Genomic DNA, 12,542 nt, shown 5'->3' with positions numbered 1-12,542 from the left:
CCGCTCTATACAATCGCCGCGCGCCTGGCGCAGAATCCAACAAGAACGTGCGCAACGGGGGGATGGGCCCGGCGATGCAGCACGGCTCGGGGTCTGTTCCCTCATTGCCGGGCGGCGTGCCGTCGGCGCGCGGGGAAGCAGGCCGCCTGAATCGACGGAGATCATTCATGCGTAAACTCTGCCTCGCCATGGCCATGGCGGGAATGCTGGCCAGCGGGCTGGCCCACGCCCAATCGACCCTGCGGGTCGGCCTGCAGGACGACCCGGACGTGCTCGATCCGACCCGCGCCCGCACCTTTGTCGGCCGCATCGTGTTCGCCTCGCTGTGCGACAAGCTGGTCGACATCACGCCGGACCTGAAGTTCGTGCCGCAGCTGGCCCAGTCCTGGAGCACCAGCCCGGACAACAAGACCCTGACGTTCAAGCTGCGCACCGATGCCGTGTTCCATGACGGCACGCCGATCGACGCCGCTGCCGTCAAGGCCAACCTGGACCGCGCCCGCACGCTGCCCGACAGCAACCGCAAGAGCGAACTGGCCACCGTGGCCAGCGTCGACGCGCCCGACGCCGGCACCGTGGTGCTGCACCTGTCCGAACCCGACGCCTCGCTGCTGTCGCAACTGTCCGACCGGGCCGGCATGATGATCTCGCCCGCCTCGTTCGACAAGGACCCCGGCGGCAAGCCGGTTTGCTCCGGCCCGTACCAGTTCAAGGAGCGGGTGCAGAACGACCGCATCGTGCTCGAGAAATTTCCCAAGTACTGGGACGCCGCCAACTACCACTTCGACCGCGTGGTGTTCACGCCGATCCCCGACAACACCGTGCGCCTGAACAACCTGCGCGCCGGCGACCTCGACATCATCGAACGCGTGGCGCCCAGCGATGCCAAGGCGGTCAAGGACGACGCCAACCTGCGCCTGGCGCCGGTCACGGGCCTGGGCTTCCAGTCGATTTCGGTCAACCTGGGCAACGGCGCGCGCGCCAACAACCCGCTGGCCAAGGACAAGCGCGTGCGCCAGGCGCTCGATCTGGCCATCGACCGCGACGTGCTCAACCAGGTCATCGGCGAAGGCCAGTACCAGCCGGCCTACCAGCCGTTCCCGCCGGCCAGCTTCGCCTACAACAAGTCGTTCGAGCACGCCGGCCGCGATCCCAGGAAGGCCCAGGCCCTGCTCAAGGAAGCGGGCTTCGACCGCGTCAAGTTCGAGATCACCTTCGGCAACAACACTACCATGCAACAGGTGTTCGAGCTGGTGCAGGCCATGGGCGCCGAAGCCGGCTTCGACATCACCCTGCGTCCGGTGGAGTTCGCCTCGCTGCAATCGTCGCTGGCCCGCGGTGACTTCGAAGTCGGGCAGAGCGGCTGGTCGGGCCGGGTCGATCCCAGCGGCAACATCCACCAGTACCTGAGCTGCAAGGGCAACCTGAACGACGGCAAGTTCTGCGACCCTCAGGCCGACAAGCTGCTCAACGACGCCCGCGCCGAGCCGGACACGGCCAAGCGCCGCGCCCTGTACGACCAGGTGCTGTCGGTGATGCAGGACCAGCGTCCCATCGTCTACCTGTTCTATCTGCCGTGGACCTTCGGCACGCAGAAGAAGCTGGAAGGCTTCGTGCCGTATCCCGATGGCCTGATTCGCCTGAAGGGCGTCACCCTGGCCGGGAAGTAGCATCGAGCCAGACACGGGACCCGGTTGCGGGTCCCGTTTTTACTTGTCTCTCGCGGCCGCCGGCCTCGCGCCGTCCGCAACAGGATCGCACCATGATGTTTACGACTCGCCCGGAAATCCTCGGCACCTTTGGTGTCGTGACGTCCACCCATTGGCTGGCCAGCTCGGCCGGCATGTCGCTGCTGGAGCGCGGCGGCAACGCGTTCGACGCCTGTGTCGCCTCGGCCTTCGTGCTGCAGGTGGTCGAGCCCCACCTGGTCGGCCCGGCCGGCGAAGTGCCGGCGGTGTTCTATTCCGCCCGCACCGGCCGCGTCGAAGTGCTGTGCGGCCAGGGCGCCACGCCCGCCGCCGCCACGCTCGAGCGCTACCGCGCCGAAGGCCTCGCGCTGATCCCCGGCAACGGCCTGCTGGCCACCGTGATCCCCGGCGCCTTCGATGCCTGGATGCAGCTGCTGCGCGACCACGGCACGATGCGCGTGCGCGACGTGCTGGAACCCGCCATCTACTACGCCGAACACGGCCACGCGCTGATGCCGCGTATCTCCAACACCATCGCCGGCCTGAAGGACTTCTTCCAGGCCCACTGGCCCACCACCGCGCAGGTCTACCTGCCCGGCGGCAACGTGCCCGAGGCCCGCAAGCTGTTCCGCAACCCGGCGCTGGCCGCCACCTGGACCCGCGTGCTGCGGGAAGCGGAACAGGCCGGCGCCGACCGCGAGCGCCAGATCGAGGCGGCCCGCGACGCCTTCTACCGCGGCTTCGTGGCCGAGGCCATCGACAGGTTCGCGCGCGGCAACGAGGTCATGGACGAAAGCGGCCAGCGCCATCGCGGCGTGATCACCGCCGACGACCTGGCCGGCTGGTCGGCCAGCTACGACCAGCCCGCCACCTATGACTACCACGGCTACACCGTGGCCAAGGCGGGCGCCTGGAGCCAGGGGCCGGTATTCCTGCAGACCCTGGCGCTGCTCAAGGACATGGACCTGGCCGGCGTCGGCCCGACCAGCGCCGAGTTCGTGCACCGCGTCACCGAAGCCATGAAGCTGGCCTTCGCCGACCGCGAGGCCTACTACGGCGATCCCGCCTTCGTCGACGTGCCGCTGGCGCAACTGCTGTCCGACGAGTACAACGACGCGCGCCGCGCCCTCATCGGCGAGCAGGCCTCGCAGGACCTGCGGCCCGGACAGATCCCCGGTTTCGAGGCGCAGGTGGCGCGCGTGATGGACACCCTGCAGCGGCTGTCCAAGGTGTCGGCCCCCGGCAGCGCGACCAACGAACCGACGCTGGCCGACATGCGCGCCTCGGTCAAGCGCGGCGACACCACCCACGTCGACGTCATCGACCGCTGGGGCAACATGATCTCGGCCACGCCGTCGGGCGGCTGGTTCCAGTCCTCGCCGGTGATCCCGGAACTGGGCTTCGGCCTGAACACCCGCGCCCAGATGTTCTGGCTGGAGGAGGGGCTGCCGGGCACGCTGGCGCCGGGCAAGCGTCCGCGCACCACGCTGACGCCGTCGCTGGCGCTGCGCGAGGGCCGGCCCTATCTCGCATTCGGCACGCCGGGCGGCGACCAGCAGGAGCAATGGCAACTGCTGTTCTTCCTGCGCCACGCGCACCACGGCCTGAACCTGCAGGAAGCCATCGACCTGCCGATGTCGCACACCATGCATTTCCCCACCTCGTTCTACCCGCGCGACCGCAAGCCGGGGCACCTGGCGGTGGAAAGCGGCTTCGGCGCCGAGACCATTGCCGCGCTGCGCGCCCGCGGCCACCAGATCGAGGAAGTGCCGCAATGGTCGGTCGGCCGCCTGACCGCCGCCTCGCGCGACGCCGACGGCCTGCTGCACGCGGCCGCCACGCCGCGCCTGATGCAGGCCTACGCGGTCGGCCGCTGAGCCTCGTGCCGGCGCGCCCGCCCGGCGCGCGCCGGCACGGTTGCGGCGATTTGCCGCCATGGGCTATCTTTTGCCCATGACGCCTATCCAGCAGAGCCCGGCGAGCGGGGCTCCTCCCCTGACGGGACACGAACCCCTCTTCATCGTCCTGAACACCGGCTCCGGGCGCGGCGACGCGCAAGCGCTGCAGGACATCATCCGCCGCGTGCTCGACGAGGCCGGCCGCCGCTTCCAGCTGATGCCGGTCGACGATCCGTCGCGCCTGGTCGCCACCGCGCGCGAGGCGGTGGCCCTGGCGCGCGAGGCCGGCGGCATCGTGGTCGCGGCCGGCGGCGACGGCACGCTCAACGCCGTCGCCGGCCAGGTGCTGGGGCAGGGCGTGCCGTTCGGCATCCTGCCGCAAGGCACCTTCAATTACTTCGGCCGCCGCTACGGCATCTCGCAGGACACCGAAGCCGCGCTGCGCGGCCTGCTGGGCGGCGAGCTGCGGCCGGTGCAGGTCGGCCTGCTCAACGGCCGCCTGTTCCTGGTCAATGCCAGCCTGGGCCTGTACCCGCAACTGCTCGAAGACCGCGAAGCCTACAAGCAGCGCTTCGGCCGCAGCCGCCTGGTGGCGCTGTGGTCCGGGCTCGTGACGCTGATGCGCGCGCCGCGCCAGCTCAGCCTGCGGCTCGACTACGAAGGCCGCGTGCGCGACCTGCGTTCGCCAACGCTGGTGGTGGGCAACAATCGCCTGCAACTGGAGCATATCGGCATCGATCCCGCCGAACTGGACCGCGGCCACCTGGTGGCCATGGCGGCGCGGCCGGTCGGCACGCTGGCGCTGTACGGTCTGTTGCTGCGCGGCCTGTTCAGCCGGCTGGGCGAGGCCGAGCACGTCGTCAGTTTCGCCTTCGACCGTCTGATGGTCTCGATCCGTGGGCGCCGCCGCGTCAAGGTCGCCATGGACGGCGAAATATCCTGGATGGACACCCCGCTGGAATTCAAGGTGTCCGACACGCCTCTGCCGCTGGTGGTGCCGGTCGCCGCCCCGGAAGAGGGGCGGCCATGACGCGCATCCTGCAGTTCTCCGACACCCACTTCGGCACCGAGCGCAAGCCGGTGGTCGAGGCCGCGCTGGACCTGGCCCGATCACTTTCACCCGAATTGGTCGTGATCAGCGGCGACATCACCCAGCGCGCGCGGCGCGGCCAGTTCGCCGCCGCCCGCAAGTTCATCGAGCGCCTGTCGCTGCCGGTGCTGGCGGTGCCGGGCAATCACGACATTCCGCTCTTCAACCTGTTCGCGCGGGCGCTCAATCCTTACGGCAACTACAAGCGCGCGCTCGGCGCCGTGCTCGAGCCGGTCTATGAATCCGACGGGCTGCTGGCCATCGGCGTCAACACCACGCGGCCCCGCCGCCGCAAGGACGGCGAGATTTCCGATGCGCAGATCGCGCGCGTGGCGCAGCGCCTGCGCCAGGCCAGGCCGGGGCAGTTGCGGGTGGTGGTGGCGCATCACCCGATGCGCGCCAAGGTCGAATCCGATCACTCCAACCTGCTGATCGGCCGCCAACGTGCGCTGGCCGCCTGGGCCCAGGCCGGGATCGACCTGATCCTGGGGGGGCATATCCACCTGCCCTACGTGCTGCCCGCCAGCGTCGACCCGGCCGTGGCCGCCGGCTGGGTGGTGCAGGCCGGCACCGCATGCTCGCGCCGGGTGCGGGGCAATATCCCCAATTCGGTCAACCTGATCAGTTGCGAAACCACGGGCGATACGCGCGTCTGCCACGTGGAGCGCTGGGACTACGCCGCTGGCGCCCACGCTTTCGTGCCGGCCGACAGGACGCTGGTCACGACGGCTGGCGGCGATGGCCAGGCCGGCCTGCCGGCGGGGGCGCGATGACCGATTCCTGCGCGGCTGGGGTGGCGTCTCACGCGCTGCTCCTGTTCATGCTGGCGCCGCCGGGCATCGCGCTCGTGGCGGTGTTGCTGGCGCGGGCCTATGTCCGGGCCGCGCCAGCGGCCCGCCTGGCTGGCTTCGCCGGCGCGGTCGCCCTGGCCTGCGCCGTCTTCCTGTCGCTGGCCGCGGCCGTGACGCGACCGGGCGTGGTGGTCGAGTTCGATAGCGCCCTGGCAGGCGCCCTGAGCATGTCGATGGCGGATTCCGTGCTGTGGCTGCTGTCGTGGTTCACCACCCTGGGCGATCGCAGCCTGTTGACGGTGCTGGCCATCGCGATGACGGTCGCATTGCTGTGGCACCGGCAGTGGCGCCTGGCTGCTTTCTGCGCCATTGCCACCGGCGGCGGCGGGGCGCTCAACCGGCTGCTCAAGCACGGCTTCGAGCGCGTCCGCCCCGAACATGACCACGGTTTCGCGACGGCATTGGGCTGGAGTTTCCCCAGCGGGCATGCCTCGGCGGCCATGGCGGTGTACGGCGCGGCGTGTTACCTGGCCTGGCGTCTCGCGCCTCAGGCCTGGCGGTTGCCAGGCGTGGCGCTGGCCGCCGCGCTGATCATGGCGATCGGGTTGAGCCGGGTCCTGTTGCAGGTGCACTTCGCCAGCGACGTGGCGGCGGGTTTTGCCATCAGCTTCGCCTGGCTGGCCATTTGCGTGGCCGTGACGGAACGGGCGAGCGCTTCAGCGCGGCGGGAGCAGCGCATCCAGTAGGCGCGCGTCGGTTCCGCGGATATCCCGCGACCTCAGCGCGGCGCAGGCATAGCGGCCGCCGGCGGTGGCGATCGCCTGGTCGAGCCGGCGCGCCCGGTCCGGTGGCGGGGGTTCCAGGTCGACGATCAGCTTGCCGGCCACGGGCGCGGTCACTTCGCCGTCGCTGAAGCGCTCCAGGGTGCGGTCGATCTCGCGTTCGCGCGGCAGCGCCAGCACGATGGTGTCCGACTCGGCCAGGGCTTCACGCGCCGAGGTGGCCAGGGTCGCGCTGCCGCGGAAGTCCTCGCAGCGGTCCGGGTCGATGTCATAGACGGTCAGGGCGATATCGGGCTCGGCCGCCAGCAGCCGCCGCGCCGCCTGGGTGCCGGTGCGCCCCATTCCCACGATGCTGATGCGCAGGCTCATGGCTTGGGCACCGACCAGGTGCTGACGATATGGGCCAGCGGTTCGCCGCCGCCGGCCGCGGTCAGGATGACCTCGCCCGCCGACAGGCGGCCCACCTTGAGCAGCCGGGCGTCGGCGTGGACCGCCCCGGCCGGGCTCTTGCGCAGGAAGTTGATGGTCAGGCTGGCGGTGACGGCATGGGCCTGTCCGGTGGCGCCGACCACCGCGGCATACATGGCCAGGTCGGCCAACCCCATCAGCATCGGGCCCGCGACGATCCCGCCCAGGCGCTGGTGGCTGTCGCGCGCGGGCAGGACGGCGAGGGCGGTGCCGCGGCCGATCCGTTGCACCTCGATGCCCAGCAACAGGGAAAAGGGATGCTGTTCGGCCAGCAATAGCTGGAAGTCGGCCAGGCTGATCAGTGGCGCCTCGGCCTGGGCGCAGGGCAGGGTGGTGGAGGTCATCGTTGTTCCAGCGCGTGGCAATAATGATCCAGCAGGACGTCGGCCTGCTGGCCCAGGGATTTCAGGCGGCGGGTGTGCAACAGCAACAACAGCCCGATGAGGTAGGTGAAGACGTTCATCTGCTCGACCTGCACCGCGCCGGCGGCCCAGGACTTGGTGCGGGCCAGCGCCTGGCCCAGCACGTCGACGCATTGGCGCAGCCGGCCGTTCAGCTGTTCGTCCATGTCGCGGCCCAGGCCGCGCGGCCCCAGGCCCTGGAACAGGTACAGCCCGAGCGAGAAATCGGTGCGGCGCTCGGCGTAGTAGCCGAAAAAGGCCAGGATGGCCTGGCGCGCCGCGGCAGCGGGGGCGCAGTCGGCGGTCGCCGCCCGCAGATGCGCATGCAGGCGCTGCAACGATTCGTCCAGCAAGGCGCCGTACAGGATTTCCTTGCCGGCGAACCAGGGATATATCGCGCCCGTGGTGCAACCGGCTTCCTTGGCGATCGCGCGGATGGTGGTCTTTTCGAGGCCGTCACGCTCGAATACGCGCTGCGCGGCGTCCAGGATCATCTGGCGGCGCAGGGCGCTCAGTCGTTCGTTGCGGTCAGCGCGCGGAGTTGAGGTAGGCATCGGCAGCCAGGGGATTGAGATGTTGTTAAATAATATCGACGATTTATTTAAATAACAACGTTATTAGAGACATCGCCAACAGGCCACGCAAGGGCGCGGGCCGGCGGGACGGCAGGGCCTCAACCGGACGCTGGCGGACCGGGGGAAATCGTTCAAAAGAAATAAGGGCGGTATCAGCGAATTATTGGGGTCAGGGCTGAAAGTCGCGTGAATACGTGATCGTTTGCAAAATTCAGGGTTAGCCCTAGCGGGATTGGTCTGATGTTGCAATATCCCAACAAGGCTGTCGCAAACCTGCACTTTTCTGGTGTCTACCATAGCCAGCCCCCCTGATTTTTGATGCAATAGCGTCAACTTCCCTTCGCGGAGTTAGGGGGGCGGCAGGCTGGTTTGCTGGATTGCTGCTCTTGTCACTCAAATCAACGGAGATTTCTTAAATGAAAAAGACTCTGCTCGCTGCCGCCCTGCTCGCCGGTTTCGCCGGTGTCGCCCAGGCAGAAACGTCTGTCACCCTGTACGGCATCATCGACACGGGTATCGGCTACAACAAGATCAGCGGTGCTGGCGATGCCAACGGCAGCCGTATCGGCATGATCAACGGCGTTCAGAACGGTTCGCGTTGGGGCCTGCGTGGTTCGGAAGATCTGGGTGACGGCCTGCGCGCTGTTTTCCAACTGGAATCGGGTTTCAACTCGGGTAACGGCAACTCCGCTCAAGACGGTCGTCTGTTCGGTCGCCAAGCCACCGTCGGTCTGGCCAGCGACAGCTGGGGCCAACTGGACTTCGGTCGTCAAACCAACATCGCCTCGAAGTACTTCGGTTCGATCGATCCGTTCGGCGCCGGCTTCAACGTCGCCAACATCGGCACCGGCATGAGCGCTGCCAACACCGCTCGCTACGACAACATGGTCATGTACCAAACCCCGTCGTTCAGCGGCTTCCAGTTTGGCGTTGGCTACTCGTTCAGCGCTGATGATCGCAACACCGACGCTCGTCGTTCGGGCTTCCGCACCGCCGACAACGTCCGTGCCATCACGACCGGTCTGCGTTACGTCAACGGCCCGTTGAACGTGGCTCTGTCCTACGACCAACTGAAGGCTTCGAACAAGCAGTTCCAAGACGAAGTCGACGCCACCCCGCGTTCGTACATGATCGGCGGTAGCTACGACTTCGAAGTCGTGAAGCTGGCTCTGGCCTACGCTCGCACGACCGATGGCTGGTTCACCACGTCGAATCCGTCGGGTGCTTCGGGCACGCTGGCCAACGGCAATGACCTGGGCTTCACCAACAACTCGTTCGCTGATGGCTTCAAGGCCAACTCGTACATGCTGGGTCTGTCGGCCCCGATCGGCGGTGCTTCGAGCCTGTTCGGTTCGTGGCAACGTGTCGATCCGTCGAACGACAAGCTGACGGGCGACGACGCCACGATGAACGTGTACTCGCTGGGCTACACCTACGACCTGTCCAAGCGTACCAACCTGTACGCCTACGGTTCGTACTCGAAGAACTACGCCTTCAACGATGGCGTCAAGGCGACCGCCGTCGGCGTCGGCCTGCGTCACCGCTTCTAATCGAAAGCAGGGCGCAAGTCCTGCCTCGATTCGTAGTGCATGAGCGGGCTTCGGCCCGTTCATATGAAGCCACCCTCCGGGGTGGCTTTTTTTATGTCCGAAATGTCTGCTTTTTTAAGCGACAGGTCCGCGCGCATGGCGGTGCGTGCGGGCGGGTGTCGTGTGTCGTCGCGAGGTGTGCGCGATCAGCGGCGAAGGGGGGGGTGAATGGTGTCGCGCGTGGCCGCTGTGCGGGCGTTTTGTGGTACTGGCGGCGCGGGCGTGGAGCGATTGCAGTAAGCTGTTTGCTTCCCGTCAAAGATTGCGATTGTTCCACTGGAGAAATGCAGTCTTTCACCCGCTGTTCACGCTACAGAGTTCAGCCGGAAGTAACCGCGCGAATGCTACAATCCTAAGGTTTGCGCATTTGACGGACGCCTGAATGAACCTGCAACAGTATTTCCCCGTCCTGCTGTTTATCGTAGTGGCCACCCTTATCGGGTTCGCGCTTCTGACGGCCGGCTCCCTCCTTGGCCCGCGGCGTCCCTACGCCGAGAAGCTATCCCCCTATGAGTGCGGCTTCGAAGCGTTCGAAGACGCGCGCATGAAGTTTGACGTGCGCTACTACCTGGTGGCGATCCTGTTCATTCTTTTCGACCTGGAAATCGCGTTCCTGTTCCCGTGGGCCATCGCCCAGGGCACGGTTGGAATCGTCGGCTTCTGGACGGTCATGGTTTTCCTCGCCGTGTTGACCGTCGGCTTCATCTACGAATGGAAAAAGGGCGCGCTGGACTGGGAATGACCCTCCGGGTTATTTCATCACCGCACGCTATCAGAGACGAATATGGCTATAGACGGCATTCTCAAGCAAGGGTTCATCACAACCAGCGCCGACAAGTTCCTTAACTGGGCGAAAACCGGCTCCATGTGGCCCATGACCTTCGGCCTGGCCTGTTGCGCGGTCGAGATGATGCACGCGGGCGCGGCCCGCTACGACCTGGACCAGTTCGGCATCATCTTCCGTCCCAGCCCGCGCCAGTCCGACCTGATGATCGTGGCCGGCACGCTGTGCAACAAGATGGCGCCGGCGCTGCGCAAGGTCTACGACCAGATGCCCGAACCGCGCTGGGTGGTGTCGATGGGCTCCTGTGCCAATGGTGGCGGTTACTACCACTACTCGTATTCCGTGGTGCGCGGCTGCGATCGCATCGTACCGGTAGACGTCTACGTGCCGGGCTGCCCGCCCACGGCCGAGGCGCTGGTCTACGGCTTGCTGCAGATGCAGAACAAGATCCGTCTGACCAACACGATTGCGCGCTGAGTTTGCGCACCGGTCCGCGGCCGCCGCAAACGCCGCCGCAGGACCCCGCGAAACAGCGTATCGGTTCACCTAAGCGTACAAGATGATGACCAGGCTCGAAACCCTGAAAAACAATTTGCAGACCACCCTCGGCGCGGACATCGCGCTGACCGAGGCGCTGGGCGAGCTGACGCTCGAAGTGCCCGCGGAGCAGTGGTTCTCCGTCTGCAACAAGCTGCGCACCGAAGCCGGCCTGCGCTTCGAAATCTGTATCGACCTCTGTGGCGTCGACTACCTCACCTGGGGCAACGGCACGCGCCAGCTGCCCGAGGAAACCAACGCCAAGGTGCACCGCGCGCGCTTCGCCGTGGTCGCGCACCTGCTGTCGGTCGAGAACAACTGGCGCCTGCGCGTGCGCACCTGGGCGCCGGACGACGAGTTCCCGATGGTCGCCTCGCTGATGGAATGCTGGCCGGCCGTGGGCTGGTTCGAGCGCGAGGCGTTCGACCTGTACGGCATCGTCTTCGAAGGCCACCCGGACCTGCGCCGCATCCTGACCGACTACGGCTTCATCGGCCACCCGTTCCGCAAGGACTTCCCGCTCTCCGGCACCGTCGAAATGCGCTACGACCCGGAACAGAAGCGCGTCATTTACCAGCCCGTCACGATCGACCCGCGCGAGATCACGCCGCGCGTGGTGCGCGAAGACACCTACGGCTTGGGACGTTGAATCATGGCAGAAATCAAGAACTACACGCTCAACTTCGGCCCGCAGCACCCGGCCGCCCACGGCGTGCTGCGCCTGGTGCTCGAGCTGGACGGCGAAGTCATCCAGCGCGCCGACCCGCACATCGGCCTGCTGCACCGCGCCACTGAAAAGCTGGCCGAGCACAAGACCTACATCCAGGCGCTGCCCTACATGGACCGCCTGGACTACGTGTCCATGATGTGCAACGAGCACGCCTACGTCATGGCCATCGAGAAGCTGCTGGGCGTCGAAGCCCCGCTGCGCGCGCAGTACATCCGCGTGATGTTCGACGAGATCACGCGCCTCCTGAACCACCTGATGTCGCTGGGTTCGCACGCGCTGGACGTGGGCGCCATGGCGGTGTTCCTGTACGCCTTCCGTGAACGCGAAGACCTGATGGACTGCTACGAAGCGGTCTCGGGCGCGCGCATGCACGCGGCCTACTACCGTCCGGGCGGCGTCTACCGCGACCTGCCGGACACCATGCCGCAGTACGGCGAGACCAGCAAATACCGTGGCGAGAAGGAAGTGCGCGTCATGAACGACGCGCGTTCGGGCTCGCTGCTGGACTTCATCGAAGACTTCACCAACCGCTTCCCCGCCTGCGTCGACGAGTACGAAACCCTGCTCACCGACAACCGTATCTGGAAGCAGCGTCTGGTCGGCATCGGCGTGGTCGATCCCGACCGCGCCAAGGCGCTGGGCTTCACCGGCCCGATGCTGCGTGGCTCGGGCGTGGCCTGGGACCTGCGCAAGATGCAGCCCTACGAAGTCTACGACCTGCTCGATTTCGATATCCCCGTCGGCGTCAACGGCGACTGCTACGACCGCTACCTGGTCCGCATCGCCGAAATGCGCGAGAGCAACCGCATCATCCGCCAGTGCGTGGAATGGCTGCGCAACAACCCGGGCCCGGTCATGATCGAGAACCACAAGATCGCCCCGCCCAAGCGCACCGCCATGAAGACCAACATGGAAGAGCTGATCCACCACTTCAAGCTCTTCACGGAAGGTTTCCACGTGCCCCCGGGCGAAGCGTTTGCTTCGGTGGAGCATCCCAAGGGCGAGTTCGGCATCTACCTGGTGTCGGACGGCGCCAACAAGCCGTACCGCCTGAAGATTCGGGCCCCCGGCTTTGCCCACCTGCAATCGCTGGACGAAATGTCGCGCGGTCACATGATCGCCGACGCCGTCACCATCATTGGTACGCAGGACATCGTTTTCGGCGAGATCGATCGCTGATCCGCCAGACAGTCACGAGCACGCCCGCAT

At 66.7% G+C, this 12,542-nt stretch carries 13 protein-coding genes; 10 read left to right on the top strand and 3 right to left on the bottom strand.

The window, feature by feature from the left end:
- Positions 1–167: 167 nt before the first annotated feature.
- From DK459_RS02905 to DK459_RS02885, 5 genes are all read left to right on the top strand, one after another.
- Complete coding sequence (locus tag DK459_RS02905) at positions 168–1,670, top strand: ABC transporter substrate-binding protein (RefSeq protein ID WP_024068067.1); 1,503 nt, start codon at positions 168–170, stop codon at positions 1,668–1,670.
- A 95-nt stretch (positions 1,671–1,765) separates the two neighbouring features.
- Positions 1,766–3,565, top strand: coding sequence for a gamma-glutamyltransferase family protein (locus tag DK459_RS02900; protein ID WP_035184015.1), 1,800 nt, complete (start codon positions 1,766–1,768; stop codon positions 3,563–3,565).
- A gap of 76 nt (positions 3,566–3,641) precedes the next feature.
- Positions 3,642–4,616 carry a diacylglycerol kinase family protein gene (locus tag DK459_RS02895; protein ID WP_035184019.1) on the top strand — a complete coding sequence of 325 codons (975 nt, stop codon included), beginning with the start codon at positions 3,642–3,644 and terminating at the stop codon, positions 4,614–4,616.
- Positions 4,613–5,449, top strand: a complete 837-nt coding sequence (locus DK459_RS02890) for a metallophosphoesterase (protein ID WP_024068069.1) — start codon at positions 4,613–4,615, stop codon at positions 5,447–5,449. Before DK459_RS02895 ends, DK459_RS02890 begins: the two co-directional genes overlap by 4 nt.
- Entirely contained in the window at positions 5,446–6,213 is a 768-nt protein-coding gene (locus DK459_RS02885; protein ID WP_024068070.1) for a phosphatase PAP2 family protein, read from the top strand. The genes DK459_RS02890 and DK459_RS02885 overlap by 4 nt, the downstream gene beginning before the upstream one ends.
- Here the strand turns inward: DK459_RS02885 and DK459_RS02880 are convergent.
- From DK459_RS02880 to DK459_RS02870, 3 genes are read right to left on the bottom strand one after another with little or no spacing between them, the layout of a single operon-like run.
- Positions 6,184–6,618 (bottom strand): NAD(P)-binding domain-containing protein, encoded by a 435-nt coding sequence (locus tag DK459_RS02880; RefSeq protein ID WP_024068071.1) that lies wholly within the window; start codon positions 6,616–6,618, stop codon positions 6,184–6,186. The two genes, DK459_RS02885 and DK459_RS02880, sit on opposite strands and share 30 nt — an antisense overlap.
- Complete coding sequence (locus DK459_RS02875) at positions 6,615–7,061, bottom strand: PaaI family thioesterase (protein WP_006389207.1); 447 nt, start codon at positions 7,059–7,061, stop codon at positions 6,615–6,617. The genes DK459_RS02880 and DK459_RS02875 overlap by 4 nt, the downstream gene beginning before the upstream one ends.
- Positions 7,058–7,672, bottom strand: a complete 615-nt coding sequence (locus DK459_RS02870; RefSeq protein WP_054443114.1) for a TetR/AcrR family transcriptional regulator — start codon at positions 7,670–7,672, stop codon at positions 7,058–7,060. Before DK459_RS02870 ends, DK459_RS02875 begins: the two co-directional genes overlap by 4 nt.
- Before the next feature lie 437 nt (positions 7,673–8,109).
- Here DK459_RS02870 and DK459_RS02865 point away from each other — a divergent pair, with 437 nt between their 5' ends.
- The 5 genes from DK459_RS02865 to DK459_RS02845 all read left to right on the top strand — a co-directional run bounded on the left by DK459_RS02865 (position 8,110) and on the right by DK459_RS02845 (position 12,512).
- Positions 8,110–9,243, top strand: coding sequence for a porin (locus DK459_RS02865; RefSeq protein WP_024068073.1), 1,134 nt, complete (start codon positions 8,110–8,112; stop codon positions 9,241–9,243).
- Positions 9,244–9,664: 421 nt separating this feature from the next.
- Positions 9,665–10,024 carry an NADH-quinone oxidoreductase subunit A gene (locus DK459_RS02860; protein WP_020924744.1) on the top strand — a complete coding sequence of 120 codons (360 nt, stop codon included), beginning with the start codon at positions 9,665–9,667 and terminating at the stop codon, positions 10,022–10,024.
- Between the two features lie 42 nt (positions 10,025–10,066).
- Positions 10,067–10,543, top strand: coding sequence for an NADH-quinone oxidoreductase subunit B family protein (locus DK459_RS02855; RefSeq protein ID WP_006217960.1), 477 nt, complete (start codon positions 10,067–10,069; stop codon positions 10,541–10,543).
- A gap of 82 nt (positions 10,544–10,625) precedes the next feature.
- Positions 10,626–11,252, top strand: a complete 627-nt coding sequence (locus DK459_RS02850; protein WP_049072038.1) for an NADH-quinone oxidoreductase subunit C — start codon at positions 10,626–10,628, stop codon at positions 11,250–11,252.
- Between the two features lie 3 nt (positions 11,253–11,255).
- Positions 11,256–12,512, top strand: coding sequence for an NADH-quinone oxidoreductase subunit D (locus DK459_RS02845; RefSeq protein WP_006389211.1), 1,257 nt, complete (start codon positions 11,256–11,258; stop codon positions 12,510–12,512).
- Positions 12,513–12,542 lie beyond the last annotated feature (30 nt).

Origin of the sequence: Achromobacter sp. RW408 (genome assembly GCF_003184165.1) — a bacterium.
In the GTDB taxonomy this organism is placed as follows: Bacteria; Pseudomonadota; Gammaproteobacteria; order Burkholderiales; family Burkholderiaceae_B; genus Achromobacter; species Achromobacter xylosoxidans.
This window is presented reverse-complemented; position numbering and strand designations above follow the sequence as displayed.